This is a genomic window from Streptomyces sp. ISL-98, assembly GCF_018614055.1.
Taxonomy (GTDB): Bacteria; Actinomycetota; Actinomycetes; order Streptomycetales; family Streptomycetaceae; genus Streptomyces; species Streptomyces spiramyceticus.
Window position 1 is genome coordinate 114,783 of sequence record NZ_JAGGPB010000001.1, and the last position, 18,941, is coordinate 133,723.

20 protein-coding genes are annotated in these 18,941 nt (G+C 70.6%); 9 read left to right on the plus strand and 11 right to left on the minus strand.

The genetic code is table 11. The features are described from left to right. Positions 1-248: 248 nt before the first annotated feature. Positions 249-1,220 (minus strand): AraC family transcriptional regulator, encoded by a 972-nt coding sequence (locus J7I98_RS00565; RefSeq protein WP_308377621.1) that lies wholly within the window; start codon positions 1,218-1,220, stop codon positions 249-251. A 182-nt stretch (positions 1,221-1,402) separates the two neighbouring features. Here J7I98_RS00565 and J7I98_RS00570 point away from each other — a divergent pair, with 182 nt between their 5' ends. After that, a complete protein-coding gene (locus J7I98_RS00570) occupies positions 1,403-2,620 on the plus strand; it encodes a TerD family protein (protein WP_214914336.1) in 1,218 nt (405 codons plus the stop codon). Positions 2,621-2,639: 19 nt separating this feature from the next. Here J7I98_RS00570 and J7I98_RS00575 read toward each other — a convergent pair whose 3' ends face one another. After that, positions 2,640-2,867, minus strand: coding sequence for a hypothetical protein (locus J7I98_RS00575; RefSeq protein WP_214914341.1), 228 nt, complete (start codon positions 2,865-2,867; stop codon positions 2,640-2,642). 459 nt (positions 2,868-3,326) lie between these two features. Here J7I98_RS00575 and J7I98_RS00580 point away from each other — a divergent pair, with 459 nt between their 5' ends. Further along, entirely contained in the window at positions 3,327-4,205 is an 879-nt protein-coding gene (locus J7I98_RS00580) for a serine/threonine-protein kinase (protein WP_214914344.1), read from the plus strand. Here J7I98_RS00580 and J7I98_RS00585 read toward each other — a convergent pair. Beyond that, positions 4,174-5,610, minus strand: a complete 1,437-nt coding sequence (locus tag J7I98_RS00585; protein WP_214914347.1) for an alkaline phosphatase PhoX — start codon at positions 5,608-5,610, stop codon at positions 4,174-4,176. The genes J7I98_RS00580 and J7I98_RS00585 overlap by 32 nt on opposite strands. A 284-nt stretch (positions 5,611-5,894) precedes the next feature. Here J7I98_RS00585 and J7I98_RS00590 point away from each other — a divergent pair, with 284 nt between their 5' ends. Further along, positions 5,895-6,113: a hypothetical protein gene (locus tag J7I98_RS00590; protein WP_214914350.1), complete on the plus strand. Its 219-nt coding sequence runs from the start codon at positions 5,895-5,897 to the stop codon at positions 6,111-6,113. 85 nt (positions 6,114-6,198) lie between these two features. Here J7I98_RS00590 and J7I98_RS00595 read toward each other — a convergent pair whose 3' ends face one another. Next, the gene (locus J7I98_RS00595) at positions 6,199-7,656 is read right to left on the minus strand and encodes a hypothetical protein (RefSeq protein ID WP_214914352.1); all 1,458 of its coding nucleotides are present in this window, start codon (positions 7,654-7,656) and stop codon (positions 6,199-6,201) included. A 184-nt stretch (positions 7,657-7,840) separates the two neighbouring features. Between J7I98_RS00595 and J7I98_RS00600 the strand changes: the two genes are divergently transcribed. Beyond that, positions 7,841-9,694, plus strand: a complete 1,854-nt coding sequence (locus J7I98_RS00600; protein ID WP_214914355.1) for an endonuclease/exonuclease/phosphatase family protein — start codon at positions 7,841-7,843, stop codon at positions 9,692-9,694. Between the two features lie 32 nt (positions 9,695-9,726). Here J7I98_RS00600 and J7I98_RS00605 read toward each other — a convergent pair whose 3' ends face one another. Then, positions 9,727-10,479, minus strand: coding sequence for an antibiotic biosynthesis monooxygenase (locus J7I98_RS00605; protein ID WP_214914358.1), 753 nt, complete (start codon positions 10,477-10,479; stop codon positions 9,727-9,729). Between the two features lie 140 nt (positions 10,480-10,619). On the opposite strand from J7I98_RS00605, the gene J7I98_RS00610 reads away from it, so the two are divergent. Then, on the plus strand, positions 10,620-11,450 hold the full coding sequence (locus tag J7I98_RS00610; protein WP_308377626.1) for a GNAT family N-acetyltransferase: 831 nt from the start codon (positions 10,620-10,622) through the stop codon (positions 11,448-11,450). Between the two features lie 66 nt (positions 11,451-11,516). Next, entirely contained in the window at positions 11,517-11,963 is a 447-nt protein-coding gene (locus J7I98_RS00615; protein ID WP_214914364.1) for a GNAT family N-acetyltransferase, read from the plus strand. Between the two features lie 110 nt (positions 11,964-12,073). Here the strand turns inward: J7I98_RS00615 and J7I98_RS00620 are convergent, their stop codons facing one another. Continuing rightward, on the minus strand, positions 12,074-12,811 hold the full coding sequence (locus J7I98_RS00620) for an SDR family NAD(P)-dependent oxidoreductase (protein ID WP_214914367.1): 738 nt from the start codon (positions 12,809-12,811) through the stop codon (positions 12,074-12,076). A gap of 164 nt (positions 12,812-12,975) precedes the next feature. Between J7I98_RS00620 and dapA the strand changes: the two genes are divergently transcribed. Beyond that, positions 12,976-13,884 (plus strand): 4-hydroxy-tetrahydrodipicolinate synthase, encoded by a 909-nt coding sequence (gene dapA / locus J7I98_RS00625; RefSeq protein ID WP_214914370.1) that lies wholly within the window; start codon positions 12,976-12,978, stop codon positions 13,882-13,884. Here the strand turns inward: dapA and J7I98_RS00630 are convergent. Continuing rightward, entirely contained in the window at positions 13,875-14,093 is a 219-nt protein-coding gene (locus J7I98_RS00630; RefSeq protein WP_214914373.1) for a hypothetical protein, read from the minus strand. The genes dapA and J7I98_RS00630 overlap by 10 nt on opposite strands. 199 nt (positions 14,094-14,292) lie before the next feature. Here J7I98_RS00630 and J7I98_RS00635 point away from each other — a divergent pair, with 199 nt between their 5' ends. Then, a complete protein-coding gene (locus J7I98_RS00635) occupies positions 14,293-14,697 on the plus strand; it encodes a hypothetical protein (protein ID WP_214914376.1) in 405 nt (134 codons plus the stop codon). A gap of 109 nt (positions 14,698-14,806) precedes the next feature. Here the strand turns inward: J7I98_RS00635 and dapD are convergent, their stop codons facing one another. Beyond that, positions 14,807-15,796, minus strand: coding sequence for a 2,3,4,5-tetrahydropyridine-2,6-dicarboxylate N-succinyltransferase (gene dapD / locus J7I98_RS00640; RefSeq protein WP_214914379.1), 990 nt, complete (start codon positions 15,794-15,796; stop codon positions 14,807-14,809). A 9-nt stretch (positions 15,797-15,805) separates the two neighbouring features. Beyond that, the gene (locus J7I98_RS00645) at positions 15,806-17,065 is read right to left on the minus strand and encodes an MFS transporter (protein WP_214914382.1); all 1,260 of its coding nucleotides are present in this window, start codon (positions 17,063-17,065) and stop codon (positions 15,806-15,808) included. A gap of 93 nt (positions 17,066-17,158) precedes the next feature. Here J7I98_RS00645 and J7I98_RS00650 point away from each other — a divergent pair, with 93 nt between their 5' ends. Further along, positions 17,159-18,091, plus strand: a complete 933-nt coding sequence (locus J7I98_RS00650; RefSeq protein ID WP_214914384.1) for a winged helix-turn-helix transcriptional regulator — start codon at positions 17,159-17,161, stop codon at positions 18,089-18,091. Here the strand turns inward: J7I98_RS00650 and J7I98_RS00655 are convergent. Both J7I98_RS00655 and J7I98_RS00660 read right to left on the minus strand, forming a co-directional pair. After that, positions 18,063-18,608, minus strand: coding sequence for a TetR/AcrR family transcriptional regulator (locus J7I98_RS00655; protein WP_214914386.1), 546 nt, complete (start codon positions 18,606-18,608; stop codon positions 18,063-18,065). The genes J7I98_RS00650 and J7I98_RS00655 overlap by 29 nt on opposite strands. Beyond that, positions 18,608-18,928 carry a multidrug efflux SMR transporter gene (locus tag J7I98_RS00660; protein ID WP_214914388.1) on the minus strand — a complete coding sequence of 107 codons (321 nt, stop codon included), beginning with the start codon at positions 18,926-18,928 and terminating at the stop codon, positions 18,608-18,610. The genes J7I98_RS00655 and J7I98_RS00660 overlap by 1 nt, the downstream gene beginning before the upstream one ends. Between the last annotated feature and the right edge of the window lie 13 nt (positions 18,929-18,941).

The following is an 18,941-nucleotide window of genomic DNA, read 5'->3' on the forward strand; positions in this document are numbered from 1 at the left end:
CAGCGGTACGGGCGGGTCCGGCCCGGCTACGGGGGCACCGGTCCGGACCCTTCACGAGGGGAACTTGGCCGGGGCGGCCGGGACCGCCGGTGAATATCACCGACGTGTTCACTGGCGGCGCCGGAGCCCACGGACACGTACTCGCGCCCGGCACAAGGTAGTTGCGCACGCCTGGAACCACGATCCATTACGCGCGCCCACTGTCCGGATTGCGCGGCGCGGCGGACCACCGGTCGGCTCGGGCCCGCTCAGCCCGACCGCAGCGTCTCCGACGGGGCCTCGCCGAAGCGCGCACGGTACGCACCGGAGAACCGCCCCAGATGGGCGAAGCCCCACCGGAAGGCCGCCTCACTCACCGTCAGTTCACCGGGCCCGCACCGCTTCAGCTCGTCGCGCACCCGGTCCAGCCGGACTCCCCGCAGATACGCCATCGGCGACATCCCGACGTACCGGCGGAACGCCTCCTGGAGCCACCGCACACTCACCCGCGCGAGGGCGGCCAGCTCCGCCGCGCTGTACGGGTGCTCGGGACTGTCGTGGATGGCGTCCACGACGCGCTTGACCGGCGCGGGCCGCAGTGTCGCCGCCGTCGGCCTGGTCAGTTCCTCCCTGTACGGATGGTCGACGGCCAGCAGCAGGCCGTTCAGCAGCGCCTCTTCGAGCGGCTTGGCCACCAGCGGCTCCCGTACGAGCGATCCGGCCTCGCTCGCCTCCCGCGCCGCCCACCGGACGAGCCGGCCCCAGCTGCGGCCCGCGCCCTGCGAGACGTCGAGCCGGTGCGCGAAGGCGACAGGCCCGCGCGGCGCCCTGCCCAGCGCGTGCGCCAGTTGCCCTTCCAGCGCCGAAGCGTCGATCTTCACCGCCAGCAGCCGGCAGTCGCCGCTCCACCGGTCCAGGAAGGTGTCGCCGGACGGCTGGAACACGGCGCCCTCCTCGGGTGTCGCCGTCGCCCCGGCCCGCGTGCCCTGATGCCAGGACAGCCGGCCCTCCAGCGGAATGTCGACGTGGTAGGCGCCCAGCTCCCCGAAGCGCATCCGCACGTCCGCGCCGCACTGGAGCTCACCCACCGTCAGCGCACCCAGCTGGATGATGCGGAACTTCGCCGCGAAAGCTCCCTCCCGGTCGAGCCGCTCGATGGAATTGGCGTAGAACTTCTCGCCGATCACCACGCGCGCCTCGTCCAGGTCCGCCGTACAGAACGTCTCCACAGAACTCCCCACACCCGAGTACGGTCCTCACCCCGCAGGATCCAACACATTCGGGCGACCCGGAGACCAGGAAGCGGGCACCATGCGGTCATGCCAAGACCTCATGGATTCAGTAACGAGCGGGCCGCCAGAAATCACCCGCGCAACAGGTGACGCAAGGGAACGGCGAAGCGGTGTCGGTCGTTAACTCTGGCATGACCGCAATGACCCCCGGCTCGAACATTCCGCTTCCCACCGCCCGCGTGGCCGTGGACGTTGCCGCCCCGGTGCGGCTCGACGTATCGGGCCTGCTCCTCACGGCCGACGGCAAGGTGCGCTCCGACGACGACTTCATCTTCTACAACCAGCCGTCGGGCCCCGGTGTCACCTACCGGTCCGGCGGCGGCACTGCCCCCGACGCGATCGTCGTGGACACGTCGGCCGTCCCGCCCGGCATCGAGAAGATCGTGGTCACGGCGAGCCCCGACGCCGCAGGCCAGACCTTCCAGGGCATCGAGCCCACCGCCACCGTGCGAGGAGCCGACGACGGCGCCGTGATCGCGACGTTCACCCCGCCGCAGCTGGGCACCGAGACGGCACTGGTGATCGTGGAGATCTATCTCCGCAACGGCGCGTGGAAGGTGCGCGCGGTCGGTCAGGGTTACGCGAACGGGCTGGCCGGCATCGCCACGGACTTCGGCGTCTCGGTCGAGGAACCCGCCGCCGCGGCCGCTCCTGCCCCCGCTGCGGCCCCTGTGGCACCCCCTGCGCCCCCGGTGGCCGCCCCCGGGATCACGGCCCCTCCGGCGGCTCCTGCGGCTCCCCCGGCCCCGCCGTCGGCGCCCGCCGCGAGCGGCAAGATCAACCTCGACAAGGGCCGGGTCAGCCTCCAGAAGAACCAGACGGTCTCGCTGGTGAAGGGCGGCCGCCCGCTGCTGTCCCAGGTCAAGATGGGTCTCGGCTGGGAGCCCGCATTCCGGGGCAAGGACATCGACCTCGACGCGTCCGTCATCGCCTACGACGGGAACCGCAAGCACCTGGACAGCTGCTACTTCGGCAAGCTGTCGATCCTGAACGGTGCGGTCAAGCACTCCGGGGACAACCTCACCGGCGAGGGTGCGGGCGACGACGAGGTGATCGTCGTCGACCTCGGCCGCATCCCCGCGGAGGCGACGGGCCTGGTCTTCACGGTGAACTCCTTCACAGGACAGAAGTTCACCGAGGTGGCCAAGGCCTACTGCCGTCTGCTGGACGCGGCGACCGGTGAGGAACTGGTCCGCTTCGACCTGACGGGCGCCGAGCCGCAGACGGGGGTCATGATGGCGAAACTGATCAAGCAGTTCTCGGGGGAATGGGAAATGACCGCGATGGGTGACTTCGTGAAGAGTCGCACCGTTCGCGGCATGGTCAAGCCGGCAGCCCAGGCCCTCTAGCGCTCCCGCGCCAGGGGGACTACAGCTTGGTCAGCTTGACGAAGGGGCTCAGGATGCGGCCTTGTCGCCCTGCGAAGTCGATGAGAACCGCTGCATCGCCTTCGACTGCGATGACCCTCCCGAGTCCGAACTGATCATGCGAAACCCGGTCGCCCACATCGAAAACCTCGATCGGTGGGGCGGCCGCGGCCGGGACGTTGAAGGGACTGGACGGCAGGTAGCGCCGGGCTCCGGCTGACTTTGTCATTAGTTGAGAGTATGCGCCCCGCGAGGCCGCCACGCCATGCCCGTCCATGATCACTTCACCCGGGGCCGGTCCGTGACCCTCCCCAGCACCGGTTGTTCGCCGGAATTCGGCCCGTCGGACCACATCGCACATTGGTACGGCCTCGGTGGTGTTGGTACCGCCGGGGCCGCCGAAGCGACCCCGGGCCTTCAGCGAGCTTCACCCGTTTCGTAAATGGTCTTCCGCGAAAACGAAATTGGCCCCGTCCATCAAATTCCTGTGCGGAGGAAGTGCATGCAGTTCCATTTGTAGCTGTATGCAGCAACGTTGTTTTGTGTCCGGAGATCGGACTCGACGGAACCGCCCCGCAGCCGCAACCAAGCGGGGGCCGCAGGCGTCGCACATGGCGTCCGGGAGACTGGATCACGATCACTGGACGGGCCGGACGACCGGTGACCGTACAACCGGGAGGACCACGGCATGGCCGAACGTGCTGAGTACCGCATCGTCTCGCTGATCGGCGAGGGCGGCACGGGCCGTGTCCATCTGGCGCGGACCGCCGCCGGGCGGCTCGTCGCGCTCAAGACCGTGCACGAGCACCTCGCCTCCACCCCGCGCTTCCGCGAGCGGTTCCGCCGCGAGGCCGCCGCCGCCCTGCGCATCGGCGGCCCCTTCACGGCCACGGTGACCGACGCCGGCACCGAGGACCAACACCCGTGGCTGGCCGCCGAGTTCTGCGTGGGACCGACGATCGTGGAGACGATCTCCACGGCGGGCCCGCTCGGGCCCGACGACCTCGGCACGTTCGGCTCGGCGCTCGCCGTGGCCATGTCGGCCATCCACGGCGCCGGGCCGGCCTGTCTCGACCTCAAGCCGGCCCACGTCCTCATCACCCGCAGAGGACCGAAGATCATCGACTTCGGTACGGCCGGGCGCTCCGCCGGACGCGCCTCCGAATTCCTCGGCTTCCTCGCCCCCGAACAGCTGACGCCCGGCGCCCCGACCGGCCCGCTCGCCGATGTCTTCGCGCTCGGCGCGCTCCTCGTCCTCTCCAGTACGGGACGCAACCCGTTCGGGTCGGGCAGCGCCCAGCAGGTGGCCCACAGGACCCTGCACGACGCCCCCGACCTCATCGGCGTACCGGGCCCGCAATGGACCGGCTTCCTCGCCGCCTGCCTCGCCACCGACCCCATGGCCCGGCCCAGCATCCCCGAGGCCCTGGCCTGGTGCGCGGAGCGCGCCGCCCCCGTGCCGTGGTGGGAACAGGAACCGGTGTCCGACCTGATCTGTGAGCACGAGGACGACGTGGCCGAGCTCCTGAACGTGGTCAGTGGCGACGCCGCCGCCACGGACCTGTGATCGCGAGCATGATGCCCGGGTCCTGAATGCTGGCGTAGAGAGTCTTTCCGTCGGGTGAGAAAACGACGCCGGCGAACTCGCTGAATTCCGGTTCGGCGTCGGTCCCGATATTGCATTCATTGCGGGCGATCGGGTACGTACGGCCGCTGTCGGTGGCACCGAAAAGGTGCTGGCCGCCCTCGCCGTCCTCCGCGATGACCAGGCCGCCGTACGGCGAGACGGTGATGTTGTCCGGGCCGTCGTACTCACCGCCCGTGCTCAGCAGGACCTTCAGCGTGAGCGTGCGGCGCCTCGGATCGTAGAACCAGACCTGGCCGTCGTGCGGCTCGCCCGGGCTCTCGTCACGGGCGTACGAGGACACGATGTACGTGCCGCCGTCCGCCCACCACATGCCCTCCAGCTTGCGGGCCCGGGTGATGTCCCCGTCGTCGAACTGCTCGCGCACCGAAACGGTCCTGCCGTCCCGGTCGGGCACCTCGGCCCAGTCGACGCCGTAGACCGTGCCGATCTTGGTCGCGCGCGACAGGTCGTCGACGAAGCGGCCGCCGGAGTCGAAGCACTTCGCCGCCTGGAGGGTGCCCGCGTCGTCCGCGAGCTTGCGGAGCCGGCCCCTGCCGTGCTTGAAGCCGTGCGGCGGTACCCAGCGGAAGAGGAGCCCGTTCGGGTTGGAGTCGTCCTCGGTGAGGTACGCGTGGCCGCGCTTGGGGTCGATGACCACGGCTTCGTGGTCGAAGCGGCCGAAGGCCTTGATCGGCTTGGGGTCGAGGTTGGCGCGTCGGTCGTAGGGGTCGACCTCGAAGACGTAGCCGTGATCCTTGGTCATGCCGTTCTCGCCGGCCCGGTCGGTGTTCTCCTCGCAGGTCAGCCACGTGCCCCAGGTCGTACGGCCGCCCGCGCAATTCGTGGAGGTGCCCGCGATGCCGACCCACTCGGCGACCTCGCCGCTGCGGTGCACCTCGACGACCGTGCAGCCGCCGGAAGCGGCCGGGTCGTACACCAGTCCCTCGGTGAGCGGCACCGGGTGCTTCCACTTGCTGCGCGGGCCCTTGAGCTCGTGATTGTTGACGAGGAGCGTCACACCGCGCGGGCCTTCGAAGGTGGCCGTGCCGTCGTGCTTGGACGGGGTGTATTCGCCGCTCTCCAGCTTGGTGACGCCGGAGTGGGTGATGATCCGGTACGTGAAGCCTGCGGGGAGGGCGACGACGCCCTCGGGGTCGGGCACGAGGGGGCCGTAGCCGGGGCCGTGCGGGGCTCCTGCGGCGTCCTCAGCGGTGTCCTCGGCCGTGTCGTCGGCCGTGGCGAGGGCGCCGGGGGCGGTGGCGAGGGCGCCGACACTGCCGATGAGTGCGACTCCGGCGCCGGTGAGCGCGGACCGTCTGGCGAAGTCCCTGCGGGTGAGCGTCATTCGGACCTCCTGAGGCGGCCCCCTGCGGGGCACGTGTTTTTCGGCCTCAGGCTTCCGGGCGCGTACAAACGTCGGCTGAACAACGCCCGACGTCCGGGAGGCGAGCGCCCGCCGTGACAGCACCCGCCGTAACCGGGTACAAGCCCGCCAGACCCCCGCATACCCACAGTTTCAGGAAGGGGCGGGGCGGGGAATCTTCGTATGAACAGACAGTGCCCTGCCAACCGGGGGCCCGGGGGAAGTCGCCGGGTGGATCCAGTACCCATTGGAGGGAGGCGAGCCATGTGGATGCCAAGCAGGCCCGCGCACTCCATGAGAGCCGACTGCTTCAGTTGCCCAATGTGACCGGCGTCGGCACCGGGAAGGACGAGGGCTCGGGCGCGGACGTGATCGTCGTCTTCGTCACCCGCAAGGTGCCCAGCGACCAGCTCCGGGCCGAGGACGTCGTACCGGAGGAGCTCGAAGGCGTGCCCGTGCGCGTGCTCCCCATCGGCGAGAGCTGACCGGCCAGGCGCTGATCGGCGCACGCACCCCCGAGGCGCGGCGGGCGGCGCAAGCCCTACTGGCTCACGCCGCCCGCCGTACCCCTCAATTCACGCTGCGCGAACGCGCCTTGAAGGCCGCCTTCCGGGCTTCCTTCGCCGCCTTCTTGTCGGGGTGCAGGCGCCCCATGGCCTCAAGGACGTCCGCCGTCGCCGGGTGATCCACCCGCCAGGCGGCGTCGAAGAAGCCACTGTGCCGGCCGGTCAGCCCGGCCACCAGGTCCTGGAGCTCCGCCGGTTCGCCGTCCGCGTCCAGCTGCGCGGCGATGGTGTCGATCGCCAGCCAGAAGATCATCGACTCGGGCGGCGGCGGCACGTCCGACGCGCCGCTCTCGGCGAGCCAGACCCGGGCCAGGCCGCCCAGCTCCGGGTCGTCGAGCACCTCGCGCACCGCGTCCTCCGCCTCCGGGCCGACCAGCGAGAGCGCCTGCTGGCTGCGGAGCCTGCGCAACGGAGCGCCCCGGTCGGCGCCGCGGGCGGCGGCGAGCAACTCCCGGGCGGCTGCGGCCGGTTCGCGGCGGGCGAGCCACTGCTCGGTCTCGGCGCCGGCCGACGCTTCGGGGAAGTACGCAATGCCGTCGAGCAGCGCCTCCGCTCCCTTGTCGGCGAGATCGCCGACCGCGGGCGCGTCGATGCCCGCTTCGAGCATCCGGACCCTGATGCCGTACAGGCCGAGCGGGGTGAGCCCGACCATGCCGTACCGGGACACGTCCTCGTCGTCGACCGGCGGTTCGGGCTCCGCGCCCTCCTCCGCCATCAGCGCCTCGTCGACCGGCTGGTAGGTGACGAGCCCGACCGGTTCGAGCACCCGGAACTGGTCGTCGAGCCGCATCATCGCGTCCGAGACCTGTTCCAGTACATCGTCGGTGGGCTCGCCCATGTCCTCGGGCACGATCATCGAAGCCGCGAGTGCGGGCAGCGGCACCGGGCCTTCCGCCGCGCCCTCGGTGACGGTCAGCAGATACAGGTTGCCGAGTACGCCTTCCAGGAACTCGGCCTCCGCGTCCGGGTCCCAGTCCAGCGAGTCGAAGTCGACCCGGCCGTCCTCGCCGACGAGCCCGGAGAGGTCGTCGAGGACAGGTGCGGTCGCGTCGGCGAAGACAGCCTCGAACGCGTCGAGCCAGATGGCGAGGACGTCCTGGGGGCTGCCGGAGGTGAGCAGCGCGAGGTTCTCACCGGTGGTGACGGTCCCGTCCGCTTCGCCCTCGCCTTCGCCCTCCTCCTCGGCGTCGGTGATGTCGACGAGCCCCGTGTCGACGGCGATGCGCCACGCTTCGCTCGCCTCCGCCGCGCCGTCCTCGTCGGCGGCGAGACCGAGGTGCTCGGCAGCCTCGGGCAGCTGCTCGTCGACGAGTTCGCCGCCCGCACCGACCCGGGTCGCGGGCCCTGCCCAGCGGGCGAGTCCGGCAGCGCGCGCGAGGAGCGGTGAGACGAGCGCCTCCCGAGCCAGCTCGGCGTCGGAGTGCAGGCGCACCGGCGGCAGGGTGGGGCGGTCTCCGGACATCTGAGGGGTCTCCTTGGGCATGCGGGTCGGGCTGCCCCCAGCGTAGACGTATTTGCCCCTATGCCACCGGGTTCATGTACCCGTCAGGATTCGTACACCTGGCGACCCTTGACAACCCCCTTGTCCACACAAGAGATTGACGCGCGTAGACCGTGCTCTACCCCTCATCCATCGGAGCTCGTACATGACTGCCCGTTCCTCTCTCCCCAGATCCGCCGCCGTCGCAGCCGTCGTAGCCACCGCACTGGCAGGCGGCCTGCTGGCCGCCACGACCGCCGCCTCCGCCTCGGACTCCCCCGCCTCCGTTGCGGAAACCCGGATTCACGACATCCAGGGCACCACCCGAATATCCCCGCTCGTGGGGCAGCAGGTCGCCGACGTCACCGGCATCGTCACGGGCGTGCGCACGTACGGCTCGAAGGGCTTCTGGTTCCAGGACCCGCAGGCCGACGCCGACGCCGCCACCAGCGAAGGCATCTTCGTCTTCACGAGCTCGGCGCCGACGGTGGCCGTGGGCGACGCGGTGAAGGTGTCCGGCACGGTCGGCGAGTACATCCCCGGCGGTACGTCGTCCGGCAACCAGTCGGTGACCCAGATCTCCAAGCCGACAGTGACCGTGGTGTCCTCGGGCAACCCGGTGCCCGCGCCGGTCACCCTCTCGGCGAAGTCCGTTCCTTCGTCGTACGCCCCGGAGGGCGACCCGGCGGCGGGCGGCAGCATCAACGCGCTGCCGCTGAACCCGCGCAAGTACGCCCTGGACCACTACGAGTCGCTGGAGGGCAGCAACGTCCGGATCGGCACGTCGCGCGTGGTCGGCGCGACCGACCCGTACTCGGAGCTGTGGGTCACGGTGAAGCCGCACGAGCACGACAACCGCCGCGGCGGCACGGTCTACGGCTCGTACACCTCCCAGAACACCGGCCGCCTCCAGATCCAGCAGCTCGCCCCGATCTCGCAGCAGCCGTTCCCGAAGGCGAATGTGGGTGACGTCCTGGCGGGTACGACCGAAGGCCCCCTGGACTTCAACCAGTTCGGCGGCTACACGCTGGCCGCCCGCACGCTCGGCACGGTCACCGACCGCGGCCTCAAGGCGGAGTCGACGCGGCCGCAGCGCAGCGGCGAGCTCGCGGTGGCGACGTACAACGTCGAGAACCTCGACCCGACCGACCCGCAGGCCAAGTTCGACGCACTCGCCGCGCCGGTCGTGAACAACCTGGCCTCCCCGGACGTCATCGCCCTGGAGGAGATCCAGGACAACAACGGCGCCAAGAACGACGGTACGGTCGCGGCCGACGAGTCGCTGAAGAAGTTCACGGCCGCCATCGCGGCGGCCGGCGGTCCGGCGTACGACTGGCGCACGATCGACCCGGCGAACAACAAGGACGGCGGCGAGCCCGGCGGCAACATCCGCCAGGTCTTCCTCTTCAACCCCGAGCGGGTCTCCTTCACCGACCGCGCGGGCGGCGACGCGGCCACCGCGACGGCCGTCGTACGGGACGGGCGCGACGCGGCCCTGACCCTCTCCCCCGGCCGGATCGACCCGGCCAACGCGGCGTGGGAGAACAGCCGCAAGCCGCTGGCCGGCGAGTTCACGTTCCGCGGCCGTACGGTCTTCGTGATCGCGAACCACTTCGGTTCGAAGGGCGGCGACGAGAGCCTGGTGTCGCACCACCAGCCGCCCGTACGCAAGTCGGAGATCAAGCGACTTGAGCAGGCGCAGGCGGTCAACACCTTCGTCAAGGACATCCTCAAGGTCCAGCGGAACGCGGACGTCCTGGTCCTGGGCGACATCAACGACTTCGAGTTCTCGGCGACGACGAAGGCGCTGACGGCGGACGGCGCGCTCTACCCGGCGGTCAAGTCCCTTCCCCGCTCGGAGCGTTACTCGTACGTCTTCCAGGGCAACAGCCAGGTCCTGGACCAGATCCTGACGAGCCCGTCGATCGACGACTTCTCGTACGACAGCGTGCACATCAACGCGGAGTTCTCCGCCCAGAACAGCGACCACGACCCGCAGGTGCTGCGCTTCCGCCCGTAGCCACCGCCATAGGGGGTGTCCGCCCTAGCCGCCTACACGCCCGCGCTGAAGCTGAGCGCGGGCGTGTACCGCTTCACGCCGCCGCCGGTCACGCCCGGATAGGTCCTCACCTTCGTCCACTGGGGCGTCGGCGAACCGACCCCGTCACCGGGCCCGGCGAGCGCCTCGATGTGCGCGTCGGCGCTCTCCCACTCCGCGTAGTTCAGCACCCGGGTGCCGTCCGTACTCACGTGGAAGTGCCCGGAGATTCCGCCCGGGTGGGGGTGCGGGTCCTCCCCCATAGCCTTAAGGGCATGGGAGGTGCCCCCGTCGAGGGCCTCGAAGACGGTGTCGACCCAGTCGCGCTGCCTGGCCGGGTCGGGCTCTTCGAACTCGACGTCGACGATCACGACGCAGCCCGGCACGCGGCCGGCCACCTGCCCCAGCGGGGTGCTGCGGTAGAGCTCGTACGTGTACAGCCCGAGCCGCTCGATGCCCGGCACAGCGGCGTCGACCTCGTCGAACCGCGCCGCGCGGCCCGCGCGCAGGAAGGCTGCGTGTGTCGCCTCGTCTGCCCACTGCGTGTAGTGGAGCAGGCTTTTGCCGTCCTCCCCGATGTAGACGCTGTACGAGAGGAGCCCCTCGTCCGGCCACTCCCGGCTGCCCCATACCTTGCTGATGGCCTCTATGGTCTCCCGCTGCCGCTCGGGCGTACCGACGTCCCAGACGGAGACCTTGGCGACGCCGACGCCCGAACGGGCTATCTGCGGAAGGGAGTTGAGATTCTGCACGGACGACAGCGACATGGCGGTACTACCTCCTGGCTCGACGCGCCGCTGTGACGCGTCCTCATGACCACCATCGTGAAACCTGAAGCGCGGTTGAGGTCAAGGCCGGTCCGTAATGCGATGGCGGTGATCGGCGATCCGGTGTTTGGATGCACCGCGTGACTTCTGGAGATCTTGAACTGCTGCTGGACCGGCTTGAGTCGTACTACGACGCGGTACCGCGCAATGGCGCCAGGACCGAGGACTTCGGCCCACTGACGTTGTTCGTACGGGAAGGCGCGGGCTGGCCTTTCTACGCGCGGCCGACCCGGGGCAGCTCCGGCGCCGTGACGGCCGCCGATGTGACCCGAGTCCGCTCCCGCCAGCGCGAACTCGGCATCCCGGAGAGCTTCGAGTGGGTCGCCGAGACGACTCCGACGCTGCGGGCCGCGGCCGAGGAGGCGGGTCTGGTGGTGCACGAGCACCCGTTGATGGTGCTCGACGCGACGGTCTCGGTGCCCACAGCGGACAAGCTGTCCGACGGGCCGTCGATACGCACCATCGCCCCGGACGATCCGGCACTGGCCAGCGCTTTGGTCGTACCGCACCTCGCCTTCACGGAGCCCGGTACGGGTGTCGGCCCGGCGGGACTTCCCGAACTTGCCGAAGCCGTCCGTACCCGGGCAGGCGACGGGTCGGTGGAAAGCGCGGTGGCGCGGATCGAGGCCGGTCTCACCACGGTCGCGGCAGCGGTCGAGGACGGGGCGGCGCTGTGCGCCGGCCAGCACCAGCCGGTGGGAACGGTCAGCGAAATCGTCGGCGTCGGTACCCTGCCCGCCGCACGCCGCCGCGGCCTCGGCCTCGCGGTCACAGCGGCGCTGGTGGCCGATGCGCGATCGCGGGGCGTGGAGACGGTCTTCCTGTCGGCGGGCGACGAGGACGTGGCCAGGATCTACGGCCGCCTCGGCTTCCGCCGGGTCGCCACCGCGCTGATCGCAGAACCGGAGTAGCGCGCGGCGCGGAACGGGAGTAGCCCGCCAACAGCCTTGCGCAGGGCCCGTGTCAGACTCCCGGCCATGATCTTCCGCACCGCCACCCGCCAGGACCTGCCCGCCGTCCTCGCGCTTCTCGCCGACGAGGAGAAGGTCGTCGATCCCGCATCCGTCGTGATCGACGAGGCGTATGAGCGCGCCTTCGAGGCAATCACCGGTGACAGCCGCAACGAGATGCTGGTGCTGGCCGACGACGACGGCGCTGTCCTGGGCTGCCTCCAGGCGACGTACATCCCGGGCCTCGGCAAGCACGGCGCCGAGCGCGCCCTGATCGAGGCGGTACGGGTCAGGGCGGACCGGCGCGGGGCCGGGCTCGGGCGGGAACTGTTCGAGCGGGCCGTCGAGCGTGCGCGGCAGCGTGGCTGCGCGCTGGTCCAGCTGACCAGCAACAAGCGGCGTACAGAGGCACACCGCTTCTACGCGTCGCTCGGCTTCGCGCGCAGCCACGACGGGTTCAAGCTCGCACTATGAGTGGGGCGTGCGGGCTGTGGGGCGGGGTCAGGGCGGCGGGCGGTCGCCCCAGGCTCTGACGTCGAGTACGCACAGCCCCATCGGCATGCCCCCGCTCCCCCGCCCCGACGTCACAGCAAGTGTCCGCCACCGTCGACGAGCAGCACCTCGCCGGTGATGTACGCGGCGCGGGTGAGGTCGTGGACCGCCTCCGCGATGTCCTCCGGCCTGCCCACCCGGCCCAGCGGGACCGACCCGGCCACTGCCTCCATCGCCTTGTCGGCGCCGTCGAGCCCGTCGAACCACGGGGTGTCGATCATGCCGGGGGCGACGGCGTTGACGCGTACCTCGGGTCCCAGGGTCTTGGCCAGCAGCTTCGTCATGTGGTTGACGGCCGCCTTGCTCACGGCGTACGGGATGGAGCTGCCGCCGGGGCGTACGCCCGCCTGCGAGGACACATTGACCACACAGCCCGCGCCGCTGGCCCGCAGGTGCGGGGCGGCTGCCGTGATGGTCTGCCAGACGCCGACGACGTTGACGTCGAAGATGTCCCGCCAGACGTCGGGGCTCGCCGCGTCGAGGTCGTCGTGCGGGATGAATCGCGTGATGCCCGCGCTGTTCACGAGGATGTCGAGGCGTCCGTACGCCGCTGCGGCCTCCGCCACCAGGCGCTTCGCGTCCTCCTCGACCGCCACGTTCGCCTGGATGTAGCGGGCGCCGGGCAGTTCTGCGGCCAATGCCTGACCCGCCTCGACCGAGTGGGCGGAGTTGACGACGACCCGGACTCCGGCCTCTGTCAGCCGTCGGGCCACGGCCGCGCCGATCCCGGACGACGAGCCCGTCACGAGGGCCACACGCTGTTCTGTCATGAAATTGTTCGCTTCCTTGTACGGCGTACCGCTTTCGCGGCCTGCCGCGCCCCTCAGGGATCATGCCAGGCGGCCGGAAACAGGCAATACTTCAGCGCTGCTTGCCATTCGTCCGGAGAAAATCTAAGTGGACCTTCACCGTCTGCCGCCCCGAGACTTCCGGCATGACGCCATCGCACCCTTCCCGTCCCTTCGGCCGCGCCCTCTGCGCGATGATCACGCCCTTCACCTCCGAGGGCACACTGGACCTGGACGGCGCGCAGGCGCTCGCCGAGCGCCTGGTGGCCGAAGGAGGCTGCGACGGCCTCGTGCTCAACGGCACCACCGGCGAGTCCCCGACCACCACCGACGCCGAGAAGAGCGCGCTCGTACGGGCCGTGTCCGAGGCGGTCGGCGGCCGGGCGTCGGTCCTCGCGGGGGTGGGCAGCGCCGACACCCGGCACACCGTCGAGCTCGCCAAGGCCTCCGCACGGGCGGGCGCGGATGGCCTGTTGGTCGTCACGCCGTACTACAGCCGCCCGCCCCAGGCCGCCGTCGAGGCGCACTTCCGCCGGGTCGCGGACGCGGTCGGCGTCCCGCTGATGCTGTACGACATCCCGGGCCGCACCGGCACCCGTATCGAGGTCGAGACGATGCTGCGCCTCGCGGAACACCCGCGTATCGCCGCCGTCAAGGACTGTGCGAACGACCTGCTCGGCAGCGCCACCGTGATCGCCGGCACCTCTCTCGCGTACTACTCGGGCAGCGAGGAGCACAACCTCCCCCTGTATGCACTCGGCGGCGCCGGCTTCGTCAGTACGGTCGCCAATGCCGCGCCCCGCGCGATGCGGGCGGTCCTCGACGCGTACGACGCGGCAGACACCGCGGCGGCGGCCCGGGCCCACCACCGCGCACTCCCGCTGATCACTCTCACGATGGCTTCGGGCCTGCCGGGCACGGTCACCACGAAGGGCCTGCTCGGCGCGCTCGGACTGCCCGCGGGACCGGTCAGGGAACCGCTGCAGCCCGCCGACCGGGACACGGTCGACGGGCTGCTGGCGGCGTACGAGAAGCTGGCCCAGCGCTACATGTAGGTGCTGCCGAGAACCGTCGCGTGTTCCAGCACGTCCTCCAGCGGGTCGTCGATCTGACCGGTCGAGATCAAGCTGAAGCGTGGTGCGTTGTGCGAATTCGTATGCGTCTCGTCGGCGTGCGCCGCCCCTGCGGGCAGCCCCACCGCCAGAAGAACCGCACCGCATCCGATGAACCACCGGGTCAGTGCCCGCGCCTGCTGTGCCCTCATGCCGTGTCCTCGCCCTGTTGCTCGTCCGATGTGCCGACCTGCTTATCTGCCAGAACCGCCGAAGGCGCCCGGAGGTCACGCACGTCGCGCAAGGCCATCCGTCCGAGCGGGACCGGCTTGACGGGGTTCACCATCCGGCGTAGTCCGGAATGAGAGACCAATCGGGCTTTTCCGGCAGCATTTCGAGAGGAGACCGATCATGCTCGGCGATGTGCTCGGCGAGGAACAGGGAGAGATCACCGGAATGCGGGTCCTGCCCAGCGAGGACGGCCTCCCCGCGATGGAGGCCTCCTTCCAGGGAGAGGGAACGCTCCTGGACACACCGGCCAAGGACATGGGGACCTACGAGTCGTACGTCCGCCTTGACGGCACCCTCTTCGGCGACGGGCAAGGAATCATCATGACCCCGGACGGGGAGACGGTCACCTGGCACGGCCAGGGCATCGGGCACTTCACCGACTCCGGCGGGGTGAACTGGCGCGGCGCCATCTACTACCAGACCGCCGCCGCCAAGTTCGCCCGGCTCGCGGGAACGGTCGGCGTGTTCGAGTTCGACACCGACGAGAAGGGCAAGGTCACGGCCAAGGTCTACGAGTGGAAGTAGCCCCCGGCCGAGCCACTGACAGAGCCAATGGCTGAGCGCCCTTCCAAGGCCGTCCGGGGCCGTGGAAGGGCGCTCCAGCGCGCAGGCTGATCAGGCGCGCGCAGGCTGATCAGTTGTGGCTGTGCAGTACGTCGTTGAGCCCGCCCCACACCGCGTTGTTCGGGCGGGCCTCCACGGCGCCGGTGACCGAGTTGCGGCGGAAGAGGATGTTGCTCGCGCCGGACAGCTCCAGCGCCTTGACGATCTGGCCGTCGGGCATCGTGACGCGGGTGCCCGCGGTCACGTACAGGCCCGCCTCGACGATGCACTCGTCGCCGAGCGCGATGCCGACGCCCGCCTCGGCGCCGACCAGGCAGCGCTCGCCGATCGAGATGATCTGCTTCCCGCCGCCGGAGAGCGTGCCCATGGTGGAGGCGCCGCCGCCGATGTCGGAGCCGTCACCGATGACGACACCGGCGGAGATACGGCCCTCGATCATGGAGGTGCCGAGGGTGCCTGCGTTGAAGTTGACGAAGCCCTCGTGCATGACGGTGGTGCCGGACGCGAGGTGCGCGCCGAGGCGGACCCGGTCCGCGTCGGCGATACGGACGCCCTCCGGGGCCACGTAGTCCGTCATCCGCGGGAACTTGTCGATCGAGGTGACCTGGAGGTTCAGGCCCTCGGCGCGGGCGTTCAGGCGCACCGTCTCGACCTGGTCCACGGCGACCGGGCCGAGCGAGGTCCAGGCAACGTTGGAGAGGAGACCGAAGACGCCGTCCAGGTTCTGGCCGTGCGGCCGGACCAGGCGGTGGCTCAGCAGGTGGAGGCGCAGGTACGCGTCGTGGGCGTCCAGCGGCTTGTCGTCGAGCGAGGCGATGACCGTACGGACGGCTACGACCTCGACACCGCGGCGGGCGTCGGGGCCGAGGGCCTTCGGCGCGGTCGCGCCGAGCAGCTCGGCGGCGCGCTCGGCGGTGAGGCGCTCGGTGCCGGCGGGGCCGGGCTCTGCGACGAGCTCGGGGGCGGGGAACCAGGTGTCGAGGACGGTGCCGTCGGCGGCGAGAGTGGCGAGTCCGGCGGCGACGGCGCCGGTGGTGCGAGTAGCAGTCGTATCGGTCATGACACGAACCTAACCGGCACTGGCCCGCGTGGGCGAACCGGTCTCGGCTGGCGGGCGCCCGTCCCGGCACTCGCCCGCCGACTGCCCCGCAGACTCTCCCGGCGTACGCATCCGGCCCGCCGCCAGTACGGCCAGTCCGGCGGCCACCGCGAGCGCCGCGCTCAGCGGCCACAGCAGCGCGGGCGCGGCGGCGTACAGCGCGCCGCCGAGCGGCGGGGCCAGGATGACGCCGCTGACGGAGACACCGGCGTACAGGCTCTGGAAGCGGCCCTGGGCGTGCTCGGGCGCCTGGTCGGCGACGTAGGCGGTGGCCGGGGTCTTGTAGAGGATCTCGCCCGCGGTGAGCAGCAGCATCATCGCGGTGGCGAGCGCGATGGTGGCGCCGAACCGCAGCAGGCCGTAGCCGAGGCCGACCAGGATCAGGCCGGTGCCGACGATGGCGAGCGGGGCGCGCTTGCGCAGGGCGACGGCGGCGGGGAGCTCCAGACAGAGGATGACGCCGCCACTGAGGGCGAGCAGCCAGCCGTAGACACGGGTGTCGATGCCGTGGTCGCCGAGGTAGACGGGGACCGTGGAGAAAAGCTGCCGGTAGACGATGTCGGCGAAGAAGATCGAAACGAGGAGTACGAGGACGGCGGGCCGGGCGCGCAGCTCCCGCCAGATGCTCTTCTGCGCGGGCGCGTGCCGGCCCCTGGCGGCCCGGGCGGCGCCCCGGGCGGGCAGGACCCGGGCGGCGTACAGGGCGAAGAGCAGGGTTCCGATGCCGTCCGCGACGAAGACGACGGTGTACGAGAAGTGGGCTGCGACCAGCGCCCCGAGCGGTGCGCCCACGGTGAAGCCCGCGTTGCCGGCGACGCGCATCACGGCGAAGCCCTGGCGGCGGGAGCCGTCGGTGACGGAGACGGCGATGAGGGCGGAGTTCGAGGCGCGGACGGCGCCCTGGGCGTAGTCGCAGAGCGGCAGGACGACGTACAGGGCGGCGATCGGGAGGAGAGGGAGGACGACGAGTCCGGCCCCGGCGAGGACGGCGGCGCACAGCAGGGTGCGGCGGTGGCCGTAGCGGTCGCCGAACCAGCCGCCGGTGAAGTTGCCCGCGACAATGCCTACGCCGCCGATGCCGCTGAGGAGACCGGCCTGCGGGACGGACAGGCCCCGCTCGCTCGTCAGGTAGACGAAGAGATAGATGAAGGTGCAGGCGACGACGCTGTTGAAGAAGATGCCGAAGGCAAGCATCCAGACGGCTTTCGGTACGTCTTTCAATGTCCCCAATATCCCCACCCCGCGAGTCAGTTCCTTTTGGGAACGGACTATGGCAGCATCATCATCACAGGTCAACGGGGTTCAAGGAAGGAGCAGCGGCCCATGCCACAGCGCACCCGCCTCACCGACGCGGACGCCGACTGCGCCATCGCGCAGGCGCTCGATGTCGTCGGCGACTGGTGGACCCTGCTGATCGTGCGCGACGCGGCGCGCGGAGTGCACCGCTTCGACGCGCTCCAGGCGGAGTCGGGCATGTCCCGCAAGGTCCTCGCCGAGCGGCTGCGGCTGCTCGTGGACGCGGATGTGCTGTCCCGGGAGCCGTACCAGGACCGCCCGGTCCGGTACGAGTACCGGCTCACGCGGCGCGGTCGCGCACTGCTGCCCGTACTGATCGCGCTCCAGGACTGGGGCGACACCTGGCTGCTGGGAGAAGGCGAGACGATGGCGACGACCGCGGAGGCTTCGCAGGAGGCGGAGCGCGTGCACGCCCTGCGCGGCACGCACCTGCCGGAGCTTCAGCTGCCGGATTTCGACGGGGAGTCCAGGGACCCGGTCGCGGCGGATACTCCGTACACCGTCCTCTACTGCTTCCCCGGCGCGTACGCCCGCCCGGACGCCTATCCGCCCGGCTGGGCCGGAATCCCGGGCGCCCCCGGCTGCACCCTCGAATCGTGCACGTACCGCGACCAGCTGGCCGAGTTCACGGCGGCGGGCGCGACCGTGCACGGCGTATCGGCCCAACGCCCGGACGAGCAGCGGGCGTTCGCCGACAAGGAGCGGCTGCGTTTCCCGCTGCTGTCGGACGCGGACCTGACGCTGACGGCGGCGCTGCGGCTGCCGACGTTCCGGGTGGCGGGGATCAGCAGGCTGAAGCGGCTGACGCTGGTGGTGGGCCAGGACCGTACGATCCGCGAAGTCCTCTACCCGATCACGGACATCGGGGCGAGCGTCGAGGCGGCGCTGGCCAGTGTCAGAGCCGGCGTCAAAGCTGACGTCGAATCCGGTGTCAAGAACGGCCGGCGAGGATCCGGTTGAGCATCTCCCGGGCGTACGCCGCGTCGTACTCGGCGCCGGTCAGCAGCACCTGGAGGCAGATCCCGTCCATCAGAGCGACCAGCGCCCGCGCGGTGACCGGATCGGTGCGCCGGGCCAGGTGGTCGGCCACTCCCGCGCACCACTCGGCGGCGACGGGGCGCAGCGCGGGCCGGCGCAGTGCGGCGAGGTAGAGCTCGTACTCCAGCTCGACGCCGGTACGGTCCCCGGAGATCCACTCCCCCATCAGTGCGGCGAGCTCCTCCGCGACGTCGGCCTCGGGATCCTGGAGGGCGCCGCGCTCGCTGACGAGCTTCGCGAAGCCTTCGCTCGCCTGGCGCAGGGCGGCGACCAACAGCTCGTCGAGGGTCTTGAAGTGATACGTCGTCGAACCGAGCGGCACATCGGCCTCGGCCGCGGCGGACCGGTGGCTGAGGCCCGCTATGCCCTTGCTGCCCACCACGCGGATCGCGGCGTCGATGATGCGCCGGCGCCGTTCGGGGTCGTAACGGCGGGCCATCAGTGCGCGCCCCCGAGATTGAGCAGCACGACCCCGACGATGACGAGCGCGATGCCCGTCAGCTTGACGGCGTTCGTCGACTCGCCGAGGAAGAACATGCCGATGGCGGCGACCGCTGCTGTGCCGACGCCCGCCCAGATCGCGTAGGCGGTGCCGACCGACATGGACTTGAGGGTCTGCGCGAGGAGGCTGAAGGCCAGCAGATAGCCGACGACTGTGCCGATCGAGGGCCAGAGCTTGCTGAATCCGTAGCTGTACTTCATGGCCGTGGTCCCGGCCACCTCCGCCGCGATGGCCGCGGCCAGCAGTACGTATGGCATGCGCACGAAGGTA